Annotated in this window: 20 protein-coding genes; 11 read left to right on the top strand and 9 right to left on the bottom strand. The window is 33.3% G+C overall.

What is annotated here, in order from left to right; translation table 11 throughout:
• Nucleotides 1-50 precede the first annotated feature (50 nt).
• Both ACFWU4_RS08220 and ACFWU4_RS08215 read left to right on the top strand, forming a co-directional pair.
• Nucleotides 51-1,457 (top strand): PQQ-dependent sugar dehydrogenase, encoded by a 1,407-nt coding sequence (locus tag ACFWU4_RS08220; RefSeq protein WP_411126680.1) that lies wholly within the window; start codon nucleotides 51-53, stop codon nucleotides 1,455-1,457.
• A gap of 5 nt (nucleotides 1,458-1,462) precedes the next feature.
• Entirely contained in the window at nucleotides 1,463-2,173 is a 711-nt protein-coding gene (locus ACFWU4_RS08215; RefSeq protein WP_411126678.1) for an SAM-dependent methyltransferase, read from the top strand.
• On the opposite strand, the gene ACFWU4_RS08210 is transcribed toward ACFWU4_RS08215, so the two are convergent.
• The 5 genes from ACFWU4_RS08210 to dapF all read right to left on the bottom strand — a co-directional run bounded on the left by ACFWU4_RS08210 (nucleotide 2,170) and on the right by dapF (nucleotide 6,197).
• Nucleotides 2,170-2,826 carry a peptidoglycan-binding protein LysM gene (locus ACFWU4_RS08210; protein ID WP_411126676.1) on the bottom strand — a complete coding sequence of 219 codons (657 nt, stop codon included), beginning with the start codon at nucleotides 2,824-2,826 and terminating at the stop codon, nucleotides 2,170-2,172. The genes ACFWU4_RS08215 and ACFWU4_RS08210 overlap by 4 nt on opposite strands.
• Before the next feature lie 117 nt (nucleotides 2,827-2,943).
• Nucleotides 2,944-3,852, bottom strand: a complete 909-nt coding sequence (locus ACFWU4_RS08205; RefSeq protein ID WP_411126674.1) for a DUF2279 domain-containing protein — start codon at nucleotides 3,850-3,852, stop codon at nucleotides 2,944-2,946.
• Complete coding sequence (gene mltG / locus ACFWU4_RS08200; RefSeq protein WP_411126672.1) at nucleotides 3,853-4,896, bottom strand: endolytic transglycosylase MltG; 1,044 nt, start codon at nucleotides 4,894-4,896, stop codon at nucleotides 3,853-3,855.
• Nucleotides 4,897-4,899: 3 nt separating this feature from the next.
• Nucleotides 4,900-5,424 carry a GNAT family N-acetyltransferase gene (locus tag ACFWU4_RS08195; RefSeq protein WP_411126670.1) on the bottom strand — a complete coding sequence of 175 codons (525 nt, stop codon included), beginning with the start codon at nucleotides 5,422-5,424 and terminating at the stop codon, nucleotides 4,900-4,902.
• On the bottom strand, nucleotides 5,418-6,197 hold the full coding sequence (gene dapF / locus ACFWU4_RS08190) for a diaminopimelate epimerase (RefSeq protein WP_411126668.1): 780 nt from the start codon (nucleotides 6,195-6,197) through the stop codon (nucleotides 5,418-5,420). Before dapF ends, ACFWU4_RS08195 begins: the two co-directional genes overlap by 7 nt.
• A gap of 151 nt (nucleotides 6,198-6,348) precedes the next feature.
• Between dapF and ACFWU4_RS08185 the strand changes: the two genes are divergently transcribed.
• The 8 genes from ACFWU4_RS08185 to ACFWU4_RS08150 all read left to right on the top strand — a co-directional run bounded on the left by ACFWU4_RS08185 (nucleotide 6,349) and on the right by ACFWU4_RS08150 (nucleotide 15,518).
• Nucleotides 6,349-7,761 (top strand): S1C family serine protease, encoded by a 1,413-nt coding sequence (locus ACFWU4_RS08185; RefSeq protein WP_411126666.1) that lies wholly within the window; start codon nucleotides 6,349-6,351, stop codon nucleotides 7,759-7,761.
• Nucleotides 7,762-7,897: 136 nt separating this feature from the next.
• On the top strand, nucleotides 7,898-9,346 hold the full coding sequence (locus ACFWU4_RS08180) for a glyceraldehyde-3-phosphate dehydrogenase (RefSeq protein ID WP_411126664.1): 1,449 nt from the start codon (nucleotides 7,898-7,900) through the stop codon (nucleotides 9,344-9,346).
• A gap of 110 nt (nucleotides 9,347-9,456) precedes the next feature.
• A complete protein-coding gene (locus ACFWU4_RS08175; protein ID WP_411126662.1) occupies nucleotides 9,457-9,975 on the top strand; it encodes a hypothetical protein in 519 nt (172 codons plus the stop codon).
• On the top strand, nucleotides 9,975-10,715 hold the full coding sequence (locus tag ACFWU4_RS08170; RefSeq protein WP_411126660.1) for an LVIVD repeat-containing protein: 741 nt from the start codon (nucleotides 9,975-9,977) through the stop codon (nucleotides 10,713-10,715). Before ACFWU4_RS08175 ends, ACFWU4_RS08170 begins: the two co-directional genes overlap by 1 nt.
• Nucleotides 10,716-10,836: 121 nt before the next feature.
• On the top strand, nucleotides 10,837-11,466 hold the full coding sequence (locus ACFWU4_RS08165; RefSeq protein WP_411126658.1) for a tRNA (guanine-N1)-methyltransferase: 630 nt from the start codon (nucleotides 10,837-10,839) through the stop codon (nucleotides 11,464-11,466).
• 37 nt (nucleotides 11,467-11,503) lie between these two features.
• On the top strand, nucleotides 11,504-12,397 hold the full coding sequence (locus tag ACFWU4_RS08160; RefSeq protein WP_411126656.1) for a sugar phosphate isomerase/epimerase family protein: 894 nt from the start codon (nucleotides 11,504-11,506) through the stop codon (nucleotides 12,395-12,397).
• 285 nt (nucleotides 12,398-12,682) lie between these two features.
• Nucleotides 12,683-14,584 (top strand): DEAD/DEAH box helicase, encoded by a 1,902-nt coding sequence (locus tag ACFWU4_RS08155; RefSeq protein WP_411126654.1) that lies wholly within the window; start codon nucleotides 12,683-12,685, stop codon nucleotides 14,582-14,584.
• Nucleotides 14,585-14,711: 127 nt separating this feature from the next.
• The gene (locus tag ACFWU4_RS08150; protein ID WP_411126652.1) at nucleotides 14,712-15,518 is read left to right on the top strand and encodes a carboxypeptidase-like regulatory domain-containing protein; all 807 of its coding nucleotides are present in this window, start codon (nucleotides 14,712-14,714) and stop codon (nucleotides 15,516-15,518) included.
• On the opposite strand, the gene ACFWU4_RS08145 is transcribed toward ACFWU4_RS08150, so the two are convergent.
• The gene (locus ACFWU4_RS08145) at nucleotides 15,515-16,177 is read right to left on the bottom strand and encodes a TrmH family RNA methyltransferase (protein ID WP_411126650.1); all 663 of its coding nucleotides are present in this window, start codon (nucleotides 16,175-16,177) and stop codon (nucleotides 15,515-15,517) included. The two genes, ACFWU4_RS08150 and ACFWU4_RS08145, sit on opposite strands and share 4 nt — an antisense overlap.
• A 44-nt stretch (nucleotides 16,178-16,221) precedes the next feature.
• Between ACFWU4_RS08145 and ACFWU4_RS08140 the strand changes: the two genes are divergently transcribed.
• Nucleotides 16,222-16,905 carry an SIR2 family NAD-dependent protein deacylase gene (locus tag ACFWU4_RS08140; RefSeq protein ID WP_411126648.1) on the top strand — a complete coding sequence of 228 codons (684 nt, stop codon included), beginning with the start codon at nucleotides 16,222-16,224 and terminating at the stop codon, nucleotides 16,903-16,905.
• Nucleotides 16,906-16,919: 14 nt separating this feature from the next.
• Here the strand turns inward: ACFWU4_RS08140 and ACFWU4_RS08135 are convergent, their stop codons facing one another.
• From ACFWU4_RS08135 to ACFWU4_RS08125, 3 genes are all read right to left on the bottom strand, one after another.
• The gene (locus ACFWU4_RS08135; protein ID WP_411126646.1) at nucleotides 16,920-17,120 is read right to left on the bottom strand and encodes a helix-turn-helix transcriptional regulator; all 201 of its coding nucleotides are present in this window, start codon (nucleotides 17,118-17,120) and stop codon (nucleotides 16,920-16,922) included.
• A complete protein-coding gene (locus ACFWU4_RS08130) occupies nucleotides 17,120-17,569 on the bottom strand; it encodes a hypothetical protein (protein WP_411126644.1) in 450 nt (149 codons plus the stop codon). Before ACFWU4_RS08130 ends, ACFWU4_RS08135 begins: the two co-directional genes overlap by 1 nt.
• Before the next feature lie 187 nt (nucleotides 17,570-17,756).
• On the bottom strand, nucleotides 17,757-18,992 hold the full coding sequence (locus ACFWU4_RS08125) for a glycosyltransferase (RefSeq protein ID WP_411126642.1): 1,236 nt from the start codon (nucleotides 18,990-18,992) through the stop codon (nucleotides 17,757-17,759).
• Between the last annotated feature and the right edge of the window lie 26 nt (nucleotides 18,993-19,018).

Genomic DNA, 19,018 nt, shown 5'->3' with positions numbered 1-19,018 from the left:
TGGGTAATTATTTCTTATTTTTACAATAGAACGTCCTCAAATTTATTGTTATGAAAGATATAGTTGCACTTCTATTTTTATTATTTATTTCATTTTCTTTTGCTCAAGATTTAGACACAGAATTATTCGCATCTGGACTAAACAGACCTGTGAATATAAAACATGCTGGTGATGATCGTTTATTTATAGCCGAACAAAATACTGGACGCATTAAAATCATTAACGCTAATGGTACTGTACAAAGCACTCCTTTCCTAGATATTGATGCTATAGTAAGTGATTCTGGTGGTGAAAGAGGTCTACTTGGTTTGGCATTTCATCCTAATTATGCTTCAAATGGTTATTTATTTGTTAATTATATTAATAATTCTGGAGATACCGTAATTTCTAGATTTTCTAGAAATGCAACTAATCCATCAATTGCAGATTCTAATTCAGAATTAAAAATCCTTGAGTATGCTCAGCCATTTAGCAATCACAATGGTGGAGAACTACAATTTGGACCCGATGGCTATCTTTACATTTCCTCTGGTGACGGTGGCTCTGGTGGTGACCCTCTAAATAACTCTCAAAACTTAACTAATCTACTAGGTAAGTTGTTAAGAATTGATGTTAATAATTCTACAGTTGCGAATCCTTATGCAATTCCTGCTGATAACCCGTTTGTCGGCAATGCTTCAGCTAGTGATGAAATATGGTCATATGGTCTAAGAAACCCATGGAAGTTTTCATTTGATAGAACCACTGGAGATGTTTGGATTGCTGACGTTGGTCAAAATGAAATTGAAGAAATTAATAGTGCTCCATCTACCTCAGCTGGTCTAAATTATGGCTGGAGATGCTACGAAGGTAATAGTGAATATAACGGTAACGCCTCAGAATGTAACGGAGATACGACACTAACCTTTCCTGTGGCACAATACACTCATAACACTACAGGAGGATGTTCTATCACTGGAGGATATAGATATAGAGGCACTGAACATCCAGGTTTGGAAGGATTATATTTCTTTTCAGATATATGCAATCAAGATATTGGATATTTAAGATTCGAAAACGGAAGTTGGAATATGACAATAGAACCTTTTTCTTTAGGTGGTCCTGTAGCTTTTGGTGAAGATGTAAATGGAGAAATTTATTTTTCTACTTTAGGTGGAAATATCTACAAAATTATAGATAACGATAGTTTAGGATTAGATGATAATAATATCAATACATTTTCTATCTACCCAAATCCTTCTATAAATGAAGTTAATTTAGATTTTTCTTCATTTCAGACTTTAGGATCTGTAGAAATATTCATTTTTGATATTCAAGGTAAAGTTATACAAACTATAAGCAGAAATACTGAAACTATTCAAAGCATCAGTACTGCAAATCTAAAAAGTGGAATCTATATAATTAAGGTTACCTCTAATAATGGCGAGGAAGCGGTAAAAAAACTAGTAGTTAATTAACATAAATGACCAAAGGTTCTCTATATCTAATACCAACACGACTAGGTGATAATCCACCATTAGAAGTTTTACCTATTTCAATAAAGAAAGTAATTGAGCAGATAGATATATATATTGTAGAGAACGAAAAAACTGCGCGAAGATTTATAAAACGTGTTTCCGCAAATAAATCTCAGCCAAAACTAATTATGAAAGTATTGAATAAATACACCACTGAAGCTGAGAGAAACACATATTTAAATGCATGTTTAGAAGGTAAATCTATCGGTTTACTTTCAGAAGCTGGTTGCCCTGCAATTGCAGATCCTGGATCAGATATTGTTCGACTCGCTCATCATATGGAGATAAAGGTTATTCCTCTTGTTGGTCCCTCTTCAATTATACTTGCCCTTATGGGTTCGGGTATGAACGGTCAGAGCTTTACCTTTAATGGTTACTTACCTATAGATAAAGGTGAGCGAAAATCTAAGCTTAAGGCATTAGAGCGTATATCTTTTGAGCATAACCAATCGCAAATATTTATTGAAACACCTTACAGGAATATGAAAATGCTAGATGATTTAGCTTCTGTATTACAACCTAACACACGCGTATGTATTGCATGTGACCTTACTCTACCTTCAGAGTTTATACGAACCAAACCAGCAAAAGAGTGGAAACATAATAAAGAAGATTTACATAAACGACCAACAATATTTATTATCCAAAAAGATTAAGGGGTTGCCTTAGCTTTTTTGTTAGGAGTTACAATAGATGTATCATACCCAGAAAACTTTTTCATGTAATATTTTACTGAAGAGCCATAAGCATCAGAGAAATTACTACTCCCATAACTTCTTAAAAACTTCTTAACGCTTCCTGGACCAGCCAAATGTGCAGCTGCTAATATACCAGATTCAGTAACTTTAACACCACCAATACTTTTCCCTTCGAAACGCTTAATATCTTTTCTCAACACCCATTTATTACGTTTTGTATTTGCAAAAAAGGCCTTTTCCTGTAATTCAGGATTCTTTAAAAACTGATTTGGCGAATAAATACCAATCATTTTTAAAGTTTCTTTTCCAAATTGATATTTACCCAAATACCCTAAAGTATTTACAGTAAAATAATTCCCTCTAGATTCTTTAAAAGCTAGTGCTTCTTTAAAACCTTCAAAAGATTTCCCTAAGTGAGGTGTGAATATGTTTTTCTGAATATTAATGGGCTCCGGAGCCATTGCTAATTCTTCTGAAATATGATAGTTAAGCTCTAATCCTTCGGTAGAATATTGATCGAGATTAACAGTTGAATCTGGGTATAATGCTAAAGCAATTAATAAACAGATTGCAAAGGGTAATAAAAAATTCTTAACACTATTTTTATTCATAATAGCTAAATTTTTATAGTAAAATATTCCCCCAAATAACTTTACTAAATTCGCGTGCAAATATACAACATATATTTAATTATTGATAATCAAGATGTTAAGCTTTGTTAAAAGTTATTAAAAGTAGATATAATGGGCCTTTAAACGACCATTGCTTCTAAGCTCTATTGTTGGAAATGGGATCTTTATCACGTTAAAAACGTCAAATATAGTTTTTAAGACTTGAGATTTTGTCTTAATTCGGGTTAAATCAATATCTAAACTTAGGTAATATTGTCGCGTTCTATTTTGATTTAAAAATAAAGGATCGTTGGCATCTCCAGTTAACATCCCATCAGCACCATAACCGAATGCTAGATTTATCCAATTAGGTATATAATCCGTTTTTAAAAATGAATTAATGTTAGCACTCAACCAATAGGTTTGGCCGTTATAATCTTTTAAAAATTCTTCTGTAAAACCATTACCTAACTTATCTGGTCGTTTTCTGGCAAATTCTGTCCTTTGAAAGGAATATTTTAAAACAATGCGTTGCTCTTTCCAAAGTAATTCTTGGCCTACATACAATCCTGTACCAGCAACATTAGCCGCCATATCTGTCCAAGAAAACCCCCATTCTTCCGAAAAACCATCCATAACTTCTACTGCGGTTAAAAAACCAAGACCTAAAGTAGATCCATAAATTAATTGATTCTTTGCATCAACACCTGCCCAATTTAATGCACTAGCTCCTATACGTCCAAGTTGATAAGATGAAAATACATGGCCAATTTTATCCATCTGAAGCCATTCACTACTATCGTCTATGGTTTTAAATTTTGAACGCGGATAATCCACATACCATAATTGATCTAGACCTAATAATGTAAGTGATGCTAATGAGGCCTCAGTAATAACTACAGTATTTCTTCTAAATTTATTTAAGGTATCACTTGGTTTTAAAAAATTGTCCAGTTTAGATTGCGAAAAAACTGAATTAGATATAATTAGTACTAAGACTACGCAGTAAGGAGAGCACTTCAACATTTATTGATTAATACCTTGAGACGACAAATAGCTGTGATATGATCTCGCATTAGCATTGTGTTGTGCGAGCGTTTTAGCAAACTTGTGGTAACCAATGCGCTTTGCGTCTGCAACCATATAAAGGTATTTATGACGTTCATAATCTAGTACTGCGTTGATAGCAGAAAGATCTGGCATAGCAATTAATCCTGGCGGTAAACCTAAGTTTTTATAAGTGTTGTATGGAGATTCTATTTCCATATGTATATTCAAAACACGTCTAATGATAGTGTTTTTATACTTTGGTAATTGGTAAGCTGCAAATTTTAAAGTGGGATCCGCTTGCAATGGCATACCTATTCGCAATCTATTTAAATATAATCCTGCTACTATTGGTTGTTCTTCTTTTTGTTTAGATTCCTCATAAACTATAGAAGCCAAAGTCATAACCTCATTTGGTGTGAGCTTTAACTTTTTTGCTTTAATTCTGCGAGCCTCTGTCCAAAACCGATTATATTCTTTTAACATTTTATCTCTAAATCCTTCAGCAGATGTGTTCCAAAAAAACTCATAACTATTAGGAAGGTACATACCTAAAGCTGTAGCCTCCGTAAATTTATTTTTTCTTAAAAACGCTGCGTTTGTCATGGCAGCATGTAAAGCAACGCTATCTGCTTCAATTTGAGTACTTATTCTTCCTGCTAAATCAGCTAAACTATTCTGATTATTAAAAGAAATTTTAATTGGTAAGTTTTTACTTCTTATAGAATTAATAATGTCGTTATTATTCATTCCCTTTGAGATAGCAAAACGGCCTGCCTTTATATTACTTGTATACTTTTTCTGGCTTGCCAGAGCATCGAACGAATTAATGTCATCTAAAAGCGGCTCTAACTGCTTCCTTACATCATCATAATTCGCATTTGATTGCACATATATATGCGCAGTATCGTTACTAAATGCGGTATTGGGTTGAAACATAGCACCATAAATGTAGTAGGCTATAATCCCAAAGATAACAAGACCAATAAGGGCTATTGCCCAAAGAATTTTTTTTATATACATAAGCTAGTCCTTTATACGTTGTAGTAAATATTCGTTTTGAAATCCTTCTCCATCGAAACTCCAATCCTTTTTTATTCCTATTTTTTTGAAACCGTTACCCTCAAAAAGCTCTAAACTTGCTTTATTTTTTTCTCCAATATTAGCATATACCTGATGTAAATGAAGTGTTTTAAAGCAATAATTAATCAAAAGTTCTAAAGCCTCTTTCCCATAACCTTTAAACCTGTCTGAATCTTTTTGAATTAAAATCCCAACACCAGCTCGTCTATTCTTTACATTAAAATCAAAAACATCAATAAGACCAATACTCTTGTCATTTTTATTACAAATAACTAATCGTAGCTGTTTTGCTTCAAAAATATCTTGATGGGAGTTATCTAAATATTGTTTTATTAAAAATCTCGAATATGGTGTCTGCGTATCACTTAGTTCCCAGAGTGATGTATCATTTTCTATAGCATAAATAAACTCTAAATCATCGGGCTCTAAAGCCCTTAAATAAATATGATCACCTTGCAAATTTACCATTCCAATTCTCCTTTAAATACTAACTCCGCAGGACCAATGAGCCAAATATCTTCATATCCATTTTTAGTGTTTTCAAAAGAAACATTAAGCTTTCCTCCAAGCGTGTCTAATGTCACCTCATTAGCCATTGTTTTACCACTGTAATGCATTGCTAAAGCTACTGCCGTAACACCTGTACCGCAAGATAGTGTCTCATCCTCTACTCCACGTTCATAAGTTCTAACAGCAAAATTACTCTCAGAAATTTTTTCCACAAAATTGATATTACTACCAGCTTCACCGTATGGTTCGTCATATCTAATTTTAGATCCAATTGATTTCACATCAAACTTAGATAGAATTGACACTAATTGGACATGATGCGGAGAACCTGTGTCTAAAAATAAATGATCTTGATGCGTCTCAACATCATCAACATTTTGCATTTTGAGATGGACAATACCCTTTTCAATTTTCACATTATGAAGTCCATCGATAGCATTAAATATTGCAGTATCTTTTATAATATCAAGGTATTTAGCAAAGGCCGTAATACAACGCCCTCCATTACCACACATACTACTTTCATTACCATCGGCATTATAATAAACCATTTTAAAATCTGAAGATGTGTCGTTCTCTAGAAGTATGAAACCATCTGCACCAATGCCAAAACGTCGGTCACATAATTCAGCTATTCTTTTGGTATCATTTTTGTCTATTAATTGCAAACGATTATCAACAATAATAAAATCGTTACCTGTGCCTTGATATTTATAAAATGTCATTGTCATAATTACAGACAAATATAAGAATATTAGCAATTAATTCTAGGTGTTAACACGTAGTTAAAGTTGTAGTTAAATAGTCGTTAAAATTGAAAAAGAAATTCAATAAATATCTAATTTTATTCGTTACTGAAGTTAAACTTAAATCTAAATTATTATGAAGAAGATCTTAACACTAGTATTTGTTTCTGCATTAGGCGGTATTTTAGCCTTAAGCGGATATAAAGTTTTTGTTGAAGAAGACAAAGAACAATTGGGTACAGAACAAATTTCTAATTTACCAATTTACGTACCAACAAATAATACAAATACACTAAACAATGCCTCCGTAATAGCACCAAATTTTGTTGAGGCTGCCGAAAAATCTATAGATGCTGTAGTCCACGTAAAAAATACAGCAAATGTATCTAAAAGTATGACGATGCAAGACTATATTTTTGGTCGTAGCTCTCAACAACCTCAAGTGGGTACAGGTAGTGGAGTAATTATTTCGCCAACAGGATATATTGTAACTAATAACCATGTTATTAAAAGTGCAGATAAAATAAGCATTACATTAAATAACAATAAATCTTATCTAGCAGAACTTATTGGCACCGATGAAGCTACTGATATAGCCTTATTAAAAATTGAGCCTGAAGAAGATCTTCCATTTATGGCTTTTGGAGATTCTGATGAAGCTAAAATTGGCGAATGGGTGCTTGCAGTTGGTAATCCATTTAACTTAAACTCTACCGTTACAGCTGGTATAATTAGTGCTAAATCTAGAGATTTAAGCGGACAAAATACGCAATCGTTTCTACAGACAGATGCTGCCGTTAACCCAGGAAATTCTGGTGGTGCTTTAGTAAATACAAACGGTGATTTAATAGGTATCAACACTGCAATATCTTCTCGTACAGGATCTTATATAGGTTATTCATTTGCCGTACCAAGTAATATTGCTCGTAAAATTGTTAACGATATTATGGAATATGGTAATGTTCAAAACGGAATTCTGGGTGTTGTTGGTGGTGCATTAAATAGCAGATATGCCGAAGAATTAGGAACAGACATAACCGAAGGCTTTTTTGTTAGTGACGTCACTGAAGATACTGGCGCAGAAAAAGCAGGTATTAAAAGTGGCGATATTATTAAAAAAATCGACGATGTTGAGATTAATAAGTTTTCAGATTTGGCTGGATACTTAAAAACTAAAAGTCCTGATGATATAGTAAAAGTAACATTAATAAGAGATGGTGATGAAGAAATTTTACCTGTAACTTTATTAAAGAATACAATGTTTAAACTTCCTACAATAGGTATTGTGAAAAATCCAACACTAGCTGATTTAAAAGAATTTAAAATTGACTATGGTTTAAAGATAACTAGCCTAAGTGATAGTAATTACGAATCGTATTGGAGAAAAAACGGGGTTGAAGAAGGAAGTATAATAACAAGTATTAATGGCAAAAAACTTTACTCAGTTGATGATGCAATGAGCGTCATGAAAAATCTAGATTATAGAAAAGCACTACAAATTGAAGTGATTAATAAAGAAGGTGAAAAAGTTGTCTATAACTTTAGATAATGTCACTCTAAATTAAATAAAATAACCCTTCAAGGATAAATTCTTTGAAGGGTTTTTATTTTCGATGAAAAGTGTTACGAAAACGTTTGAAATATGTATTTTTGCGCCAAATTCAACATAACTAAATCAAAATAAAATGGGTTTTAACGACACTTACGAAAAAGAGTTAGCGTTTCAAGCAGATCGTCGCAGAGCAACGGTCGAATTCATTAAAACTGTTAGTGATTTATGGTACGATAATTCTATAGAGCTCGTACTATTCAGAAATCAATTAATTGACAGAAAAGTGAGCGAAATTTTAAACTTGCATGAGTATGCAGGTGAATTTGTTCAGAAACCAATTTCGATTTTCGACTCTGTTGAAATTGCACAAGCAATTAAAGCACTCAATCTACCACCAGCAAAATTAGACATCGGTAAACTTACTTATGAATTTCATTTAGAAGATCAAAAATATGCAAATGCGACTGCTTTTGTTGCTGCTAAACTAGGTGAGGCTAAAAAAACTAAAAATATAGAACCTAAGGATGTTGTTCTTTATGGTTTTGGTCGAATTGGAAGACTAGTTGCTCGTGAGTTAATGACACGAACTGGTAAAGGAAATCAATTGCGGTTAAGAGCCATTGTTACACGTGGCGAAATTAACGCAACGGTTTTAGAAAAAAGAGCATCGTTATTAAGAAACGATTCTGTACACGGTGATTTTTCGGGTATGGTAAGTATTGATTCAAAAAACAGTGCCTTAATAATAAATGGTACAACAGTCAAAGTAATATCAGCAAAAGGGCCAGAAGATATTGATTATACAAAGCATGGTATCAACAATGCACTAATTATCGATAATACAGGTGCGTTTAGAGATGACCAAGCTTTAGCTAGACATTTAAAATCTAAAGGCGCAAGTAAAGTTTTATTAACTGCTCCTGGTAAAGGCATACCAAATATTGTTCATGGCGTTAACCATTTGGAGCATAACCCAAATAAAGTCGATATTTTCTCCGCCGCTTCTTGTACTACAAATGCAATAACTCCTGTTTTAAAAGCTATTGAAGATTCTTTTGGTGTAAAGTCTGGTCATTTAGAAACTATTCATGCGTATACTAATGATCAAAATTTAGTAGATAACTTTCATGGCAAATACAGAAGAGGTCGTGCTGCAGCACTTAATATGGTAATTACCGAAACTGGCGCTGGGAAAGCTGTCAGTAAAGCATTACCATCATTTGAAGGAAAACTAACTTCTAATGCAATTAGAGTTCCTGTACCAAACGGTTCTTTAGCTATTCTAAACTTAGAATTAAAAAGTAAAACGTCTGTTGAAAGCATAAATACAATAATGAAGAAATATGCTTTAGAAGGTAATTTGGTAGAGCAGATTAAATACGAAATGAGTGATGAATTAGTGTCAAGTGATATTGTCGGTAGTTCGGCACCATCGATTTACGATAGCAAAGCAACAATTGTCCGAAAAGACGGTAAGAATGCCATTTTGTACATCTGGTATGATAATGAATATGGTTATAGTCATCAGGTTATTCGTTTAGCAAAATATATATCTAATGTAAGACGCTATGCTTACTATTAGAATTCTTGAAGAAGAAAAGTGAAAAATCTTGCCAATAGGCAAGATTTTTTTGTTTAAGACGCAACCATTTTACAGTTATGTCATCTAAATAAAAACTTATCTAATCAATCATGAAAAAATCTTTTCTATTACTTACACTAATAGTGACCTTTCTATTGCAGAGTTGCATTGGTTGGGGCACAAGTGGTGGCGATGATATTGGTCAATTCTCAATATATGAGCCTGTTATAATGCAACGCTCTAACTTTGAAACCACAACAACACTAGACACCAACTCAAGACCTATTGAAAATACAGGGAAAATTTATGTCAAGGACGATTACATTTTTATAAACGAAGTTAACAAAGGGTTCTACATAATAAATAACACTAATCCTTCTAACCCAATAAATGTTGGTTTTATTAATGTCTTAGGAGCTTCTGACCTAAGTATCAAAGGAGATGTTTTTTATGTAAATAATGCAACAGACTTACTAGCATTTACAATAGATCAATCTATAGGAGCGCTTAATATTACCAAACGGCTAGAAAATGTATTTCCGCAAATATGGTCACCAGAAGGCGAAATCTACTATGCAATAGAAGAAAATGAAATAATAATCGACTGGCAACTAACAAACAACGAGTAATGAAAAAAATATATACAATATTAATTGTTACAATAATACTATTAGCATGCGATGCTGATAGTGATTCTGCTAACACGTCAGCTTCGGACGGAACAGGTCTTGGTGGCTCTCTAGCAAGATTTGCTCTTTACTTAGACTATCTATACGTAGTAGACGACACCAATCTAAATGTATTTAGTATTATAGATACGGAAGAACCTGTACAAGTAAATACCGTGCCTATTGGCTTCAATATAGAGACACTTTTCAATTATAAAAACTACCTATATATAGGATCTAGAAATGGTATGTTTATTTATAATATAGATAATCCCGAAGAACCAACTTATGCCTCAGACGTCCAACATTTTACAGCTTGTGACCCAGTTGTAGCTAATGACACGCATGCATTTGTCACTTTGCACACCAATATAGGTTGTGGCACAAACATTAATGTGTTAGAGATTTATGACGTCACAGATGTAACAACACCGATACAAGTATCTTCTAGAAATTTAATACGTCCTATTGGCTTAGGACTTTATGGTAATTACTTATTTGTCTGTGATGACGAGGTAAAAGTATTTGATATTTCAAATCCTGAAAATTCTGAATTAGTAACAGCTATAGATGTAGACAGTTTTGATGTTATTATTAACAACGGAAACTTAGTGTTAATTGGCGATAGTGGCTTATATCAATACAGTTTAGATAGTAATGACATAACCAACATAAATCTACTTAGCACCATAAACATCTAAAATATTATTACTTGCGTATATAGAATAGCCTCTGGTAATCTAGAGGCTATTTGCTTAGAAATTTATTAATAATTCTTATCTTGGCAGTAATTATAATAACCAAACCAAAAGTATATCTTAAATGAAATTCTTATCCAAAGCCGCTGTAATTCTTGTAGTTACATTTTTAAGTCTACAAACACTAACTGCGCAAAACCAAAAAGCAGATGCAGAAGATCAATTATCTCTTAATAGTGGCACAATAGATAATCAATTTGAATATATATTTAGAAAATCAGGAAATTTTAAAGGCACCAATGGTCAAAAATATGAAGCTGTAAAGTTTTCATCGCTTTTAACATTAAAAGCTCATGTGCTAGATTCGTTAAAAACGACTTATGCTTCTTTAGCTAATTCTAAAAAAACAGTAGAAAACCAAGCCAAACAAATTGAAGAACTAAAAGCGAAACTCACCAATACACAAAGTACTTTAGATACAACTAATGACGAAAAAAACAATATGGCTTTATTAGGTATGCAAACCAGTAAAACTAATTACAACGTTATTATGTGGTCTATCGTTGCTGCTTTATTAGCGTTTTTATTATTCTTTATTTATAAGTTTAAAGGAAGTAACTCCTCTACACGTCAGGCAAAACTTAAACTAGAAGAAGTAGAAACTGAATTTGAAGATCACAGACGCACAGCCTTAGAACGAGAGCAAAAAGTAAGACGTCAATTGCAAGATGAGATTAATAAGAATAAAGCATAAAATCTATTACTTTTAGATAAAGCTAGCTATTAATGCTATGAAACGTTCCGAATTTTTAAAAGCAAGTGCTGCACTTGGCACCCTAAGTTTGTTACCTTATTCTTGTTTACATAATTCAACTTCTTCGAAATTTAAATTAGGTTACCAACTTTACTCAATTAGAGATGAAATGGCTAAAGATCCTATTTCAACTATAAAAGCCCTAAAAAGCATGGGGTATGAAGACTTTGAGCATTATGGATTTAGTGCTAAAAATGGAAATTACTATGGATTCAAAGTTTCTGAGTTTAAAAGTAGGCTAGATGATCTTAACCTTACTGTTAGCAGTGGTCATTACCCATTTGCTAATTTTATTGATAAGCCCATAGCAGAACTTTCAAAATATGCTGATAAGACTATTAAAGGTGCTTTAGCTATGAAGAGCAAATATATTGTGTGGCCATGGATAGCACCAGAGGATAGAAATACTGATGGTTATAAGAAGCTAAGTGAAAAACTAAACTTTTTAGGTGAAAAAATTACTCAAGCTGGATTGGGATTTGCATACCATAATCAAGGATATGAATTTGATGATTCACAAGGAATTATGGGTTACGATATTATATGTAAGGAAACTGATGCTAATCTGGTTAAATTACAGTTAGATATGTATTGGATAATGCATGAAGCCAAAACCACACCAGTAGCGGTAATTGCCAAAGATCCTGAAAGATTTGTGATGTGGCACATTAAAGACATGCATAAAGAATCTCGAGATTATACTGAATTGGGTAATGGTTCTATTGATTATGTAAATCTAATGCCAAAGCCTAAAGATTCTGGTCTTGAATACTTTTATATTGAACAAGGCGGAAATTTTAAAGAAAACTCAATAAATAGTGCTGCCTTTAGTGCCAAATATTTTAAAGATAATTTGCAAAAGTATTTTTAAAATCAAATATCGATTAACTACGAAATTATTTTCGCCTAATTAGACAAAATCAAAGCTCATAAGGGTAAATCCAACTAAAAGAGTATCTTTGCAAATTGAAACTCGGACATTAAGACGCTTAAAATAAATTTAAGGTTAGTTCAACAGATAATTTGCAAGGCAAATTTAGAGTTTCACTAAATTCCTCAGAGTGAGGATGTGTTGCCTAGAAGTTTAAGTGTTTAGTATGTCGATTCGCTTCTTTTGTAACACCAAAAGCACATAATCGAATACATAAACTCAAGAATGAGCACATTCCAAGAACTCGGTCTTAATGAAGACCTTTTGCGCGCTATTACGGATTTAGGTTTTGAAAAACCATCTGAAGTCCAAGAAAAAGCAATCCCGTTATTATTAGAAGAAGACAAAGATCTAGTCGCTTTGGCTCAAACTGGAACTGGTAAAACAGCAGCTTTCGGTTTTCCGATGTTGCAAAAAATAGATATTGATAGCAGAACGACTCAAGGTCTTATCCTATCTCCTACTCGTGAGCTTTGTTTGCAAATAACAAACGAACTTAAACTTTATGGTAAGTACTGCAAAGGTTTAAACGTTACCGCTATTTATGGTGGAGCAAGTATATCTGACCAAGCGAGATCTGTAAAACGTGGTGCGCAAATAATTGTTGCAACACCTGGTCGTATGAAAGATATGATCAGCCGAAATATGGTAGATATTTCTAAAATACAGTACAGCGTATTAGATGAAGCCGATGAGATGCTAAATATGGGCTTTAAGGAAGATATTACAGATATCTTATCGCATACACCTGATGATAAAAGTACATGGCTTTTCTCAGCAACGATGCCAAGAGAGGTCGCTACAATTGCAAGAAACTTTATGTACGATCCTATTGAGATTACAGTAGGTAATAAGAATGAAAGTACAAAGAATGTTTCTCACGAATACTATTTAGTAAATGCAAGAGACCGTTACCAGGCCTTAAAACGTTTATCAGATGCAAATCCTGAAATATTCTCGGTTGTATTCTGCCGTACAAAACGCGATACACAAAAAGTCGCCGAAAACTTAATTGAAGATGGTTATTCCGCAGGTGCTTTGCATGGTGATTTAAGCCAGAATCAACGTGATATGGTGATGAAGTCTTTTAGAAACCGACAGATACAAACTTTAGTTGCTACAGATGTTGCAGCTCGAGGTATTGATGTAGATGACATAACTCACGTAATTCATTACCAATTACCAGATGAACCAGAAATATATACGCATAGATCTGGTAGAACAGGACGTGCCGGTAAAACAGGTATTTCTATGGCTATTGTTTCTAAAAGCGAAGTTAGAAAGATAAAAAGTATAGAACGCATTATAAAAAAGCAGTTTGAGAAGAAAGAAATTCCTTCTGGTAGCGACATAGTCGAAGTACAGTTAATGGCTTTAGCTAATAAAATTCATACAACTGAAACTAATCATGAAATTGATAAGCACCTCGAAAGTATTAATGAATTATTTGCGGATACCGACAAAGATGAATTAATCAAAAAATTCTTCTCTGTTGAGTTTAATCGCTTTTTCAACTATTATCAAAAATCAAAAGACTTAACCGTTTCAGATTCTAGAGGTTCTGATAGAGATGGTGGTGGACGCAATTACGGAAAATCATCAAATGATTCACGCTACTTTATTAATGTCGGTCGTAAAGATGGTTTTGATTGGATGAAATTGAAAGATTTCCTAAAAGAACAATTAGAACTTGGAAGAGATGATGTCTTTAAAGTTGACGTAAAAGAAAGCTTCTCCTTTTTTAATACCGAAAAAGAATTGCAAGAAAAGGTATTAGCCTTCTTTACAGACTTTAAGCACGATGGTCGTTTTGTTAATGTAGAAGTTAGCGAAAACAAAGGCCGTGGAGGCGGAGGTCGCAATAGAGATAGAGGCCGCGGAAGAAGTGAAAGAAGATCTGGTAGCGGAAACCGAAGACGCGACGATAAATCAAGAGGAGATAGACGCTCTAATGACAGAGGGGATAGACGTTCTTCTGGTGGATCTGGTAACAGAGGCGACAGAAGGTCTAGTGAAAGAAGATCAGATAGAGGAGAAAGAAAATTTGATGATTCTAAAGGGGATAGACGTTCAGAATCTAGTGGTTCTAGGTCTGATAGACCAAGACGTTCTCGTAGACGCGACTAAATAATATTGTTAAAAGCCTCTTAATTGAGGCTTTTTTTATGGGTTTCATGTTAATATTTAGTCAAATCGTAATTGCCATATGTTAAAATGCGTTTTGTTTAGTACCTTTACTTCGTAAACGATATTAATGCGCTATTTACTCATTTTATTTTTATGTTTTTCTACAGTTAGCAGCTTTAGCCAAGACAGTACATCTGCTAAGACACCAAAGACAGTTAAAGGTACTATTATTAGTTCTTCTACTGATGGTTCATTGAGTGAAGTAAATATTGTAAATATTAATCAAGTAGTGGGTACTGCAACTGACGATAATGGTGAGTTTGAGATAAAAGCAAATGCAAACGATACCTTACATCTCTCATATCTAGGTTATAAATCTATTAAGGTTAGAGTAACAAATGATTGGTTAAAATTCGGTAATACAGAAATTGCAATGACCGAATTGGCACTTGCGCTAGAAGAAGTAACTGTTAAACAACTACAACTAACTGGTTACCTGGCAGTTGATATGAAGCAAGTACCTATTCAATCAAATAATCGTTACAGAATTTCTGGTTTATATGGTAAGGCTTACGAAGGTGGACAACCAAATATAGCTACCAAAGTATTAGGAGCTATCTTTAATCCTGCTGACTTCTTGTATAATATGTTTGGTAAGAAACCTAATGAAATGCAAAAGTTGAAAAAAATGAAAGAGGATGATGAAATTAGAAATCAGCTTGCTAAACGTTTCGATAGAGAAATGCTTATGGTATTACTTCAAATCTCTAAGTTCGATTTAGATGAAATTGTTAATCAATGTGATTATTCTAAAGACTTTATAAACACGGCTAATGATCTTCAGGTGTTAGATGCTATAAGTGAGTGTTATGAAGAATACAAAGTAATTCAGAGAAGTAAAGACCGAAAAAAGCGTAAAAAGAATAAGGCCTAATTGTTGGTATTGTTTTCAAAACGTTCTACAATCGCATCGTAATCCTTTATAGTTTTTTTAATCCAATCAAAACGTTTTTCTATTAGCTCCTTCTCCGTTAATTGCCATTTTATATCCGATTTTCTTAATTGAGCCGTAACGTGTTGTAATATAATTGCTGCCGAAACTGAAATATTTAAGCTCTCCGTAAACCCAACCATAGGTATTTTAAGAAAACAGTCTGCCTGATCCAAAACTTGCTGTGACAATCCCTCTGTTTCACGTCCAAAGAAAAAGCAGGATTTTTTAGTGCTATCAAAATCGATTAAATCACAACCACTTGCATGTGGAGTTGTAGCAACGATTTGATAACCTTTAGCTTTTAAATCTTGGATGCATGCTTTCGTCGTATGGTAACGATTTAAATCTACCCATTTTTGTGCACCCATTGCAATTTCTCTATCAATTTGTTTAGAATTTACTTCTTCAACAATATTTAATTCTTGTATACCAAACACATCACAAGAACGCATTACTGCGCTCGTATTATGCAATTGATAAACATCTTCTGTCGCCACTGTAAAATGTTTAGTACGCTGAGCTAGCACCTCTAAAAATCGTTTTCTTCTATGGGATGTGAGAAAAGTTTCTAGATATTCGAGAAGTTTTAAGTCTAACATATCTCAAAAATACGGAATGTGATTATATTTTTTATTTTTAAACTATGAAACACATTGTAGTATTAACTGGCGCAGGTATGAGTGCCGAAAGTGGCATAAAAACTTTTAGAGATGCCGATGGACTTTGGGAAGGCCATGATGTTATGGAAGTAGCGTCTCCCGAGGGTTTTGCCCGTAATCCAAAATTAGTCTTAGATTTCTATAATCAAAGAAGAGCACAGTTAAAAGAAGTAGAACCTAACCAAGCTCATAAGGATTTAGCTTTACTAGAAAAGGATTATAAAGTTACAATTGTTACTCAAAATGTAGATGATTTACATGAACGCGCGGGAAGTAGCGATGTATTGCATTTACACGGTGAATTAAGAAAAATACGTAGCACAGGAAATGAGAATGATATAAAAATTTGGAAAGAAGATATAAAAATAGGTGATACCTGCGAAAAAGGCTATCAACTGAGACCACACATTGTTTGGTTTGGAGAAGCAGTACCGATGATAGATACCGCTATTAAAATATGTTATGCCGCAGATATCCTTGTTATAATTGGCACTAGTATGCAGGTCTATCCTGCTGCAAGTCTTATAGATTACGTACAACCAAATACACCTATTTTCTATATAGACCCTAAACCTGCCATTACTAATTCAGATAAAGTCACAGTAATTACAAAATCAGCAACTATAGGCTTAAAAGATTTAGTAACATTATTAAAAGAATCTCAATAACGATAATCACCACGCTAATCATCTGTACTTAATTTAAAAAAATCGTTTACAGGTTTATTGAAAACTTGAGAAAGCTTTAAAGCTAAAACAGTTGATGGCACATAACGATTAGCTTCAATAGAATTTATAGTTTGTCTAGACACTCCAATTTGTTTTGCTAAGTCATCTTGGGTTAAACTTAATATAGCGCGTTCAACTTTTATTGTGTTTTCCATTATCTGTAGCTTTTTAAGGTATGATAACACATCAATTGAACCATAAGCATAAAAAGAAGCACCTGAAAATCTCCTAAATCTTTGTAAGCTTCACCGCCAGAATGGACAGCATTAGAGACACCAAACTCTACATAAGGCATAACTAAAGCATAAACAACTCCAACTATAAAAGCCCAACCATAAGATTGCATTCTTAATTTTATAGTAAGTTCATCCTCTTCTTTATCTCTAGAAACAGACATAAGCAACATACCCACTAGCAGTGTTTTTTGTAATACTACTTTTAACCATTCTGTATCACCGTCCATAGCAAAGGCTCTCACAAACATCATTATAATAGATAATCCTGCTATCGCTACACCTACATTCATAAACTTATGAGGTAATCTAAATTTTGTGATTTTTTCTAATCGGTTTCGTTCACAATCTATAACACTTTCCTTATTCATAATTGACAAATATATTTTATATTAAGTAAAATTATTTTTACTATATGACAAATATACTTTACATTTTAAAATTATGCAAATGTATTTTACAAAAATTGACTTTGTGAAAATATTCGGGTAACTTTATTAAGGTCTGATATAAGTCGTTAGAGAAGATTAATATAAGTGAAAAGTTAACGAACCAAACTCAACCATTCTTAGCCTCAATCCACTTACTCATATACTTAGTACTCTGCAGTGTTTGATGCTGTAATATATTACCAATAAAATTATTCTGGCGATGTGCTTTCAGGTTAGCTAGAAGTTCACTTATTCTTATGGCAAAATCTGTTTCAAAATTAGCGCTATTAAAACGTTCTTTCAAAACTTTAAAACCGTTTGCTTCACTTTTATTCCAAATATCAAAATTAGAATAAAGCTCAACAGCATTATTAGAAAATGCTTCAGTATTATCTTCTACAAAACCATTTGGCTCAAAAGCACCAAACATACCTTCTGCTGCAATGGATGACATTGCACAAGGTGTTCCGTTTTGCATTGCGTCAACTAGTTTACCTTTAAGTCCGGCTCCAAAACGCAAAGGTGCTAAGCAAACTTTTGCATTTTGCATCACTTTATTTACATCTTCTGCAAAACCTTTTACTAAAAACCCTTCCCTTACATTATTTAATTGTGATACTTTTTGAGAGATATAAGCACCATAAATATGCAATTCTGCCTGAGGTAATTGCTTTCTAATTAGTGGCCAAATCGTTTGTTTTAGATACAAAACTGCATCATAATTTGGTGCGTGTAGAAAATTACCAATGGTTATAAAATGTTGTCGTAATTGAAAGGTTGGAAGAGTTTCTTTGTCTTCTTCAAAAATTGGTTTTAATAAAAATGGCAAATAATATAATAAGCTTTCATCTACCTTAAACTGGGTGGTAAGAAGCTCTATCTCAGCTTCAGAAATAATTAAACTTAAATCACATCTATAAATACTAGCAATTTCGCGTTTTGTAGTATCATTTTGTAAATGTATTATTGAAACTTCTGCATTTTCTTTTAAAGCAAGTTCTCTCCCTTTTCTTAAGCCATGAAAATCTTCTGTATCTATTATTCGTAACGCACTGGGACATTGTTCTACCACACGCCAACCGTATTGCTCTTCGATCATAAACCGATCGAACAATACAACTTGTGGTTGTAGTTCTGATATAAACGCATCAAAAGACACATCGTTTAAAACAATGTCTGCTGTCTTAACATCGATTAATGATAAATCGAAGGTGTTATCTGAAGTCTTCGCCGCACAGGCAAATGTTATATCATAACCTTGTTTCTGAAATTGCTTTATCAGTTGTAGTATTCTACTGCCTGCAGCAGAACTTTTGGGCTCAGGCCAAACAAAACCAATAACTAAAAGGTTGTTATACGCCATAACAACCTTTTAATTTAAAACTAATA

Origin of the sequence: Winogradskyella sp. PE311, assembly GCF_046545555.1 — a bacterium.
Taxonomy (GTDB): Bacteria; Bacteroidota; Bacteroidia; order Flavobacteriales; family Flavobacteriaceae; genus Winogradskyella.
This window is presented reverse-complemented; position numbering and strand designations above follow the sequence as displayed.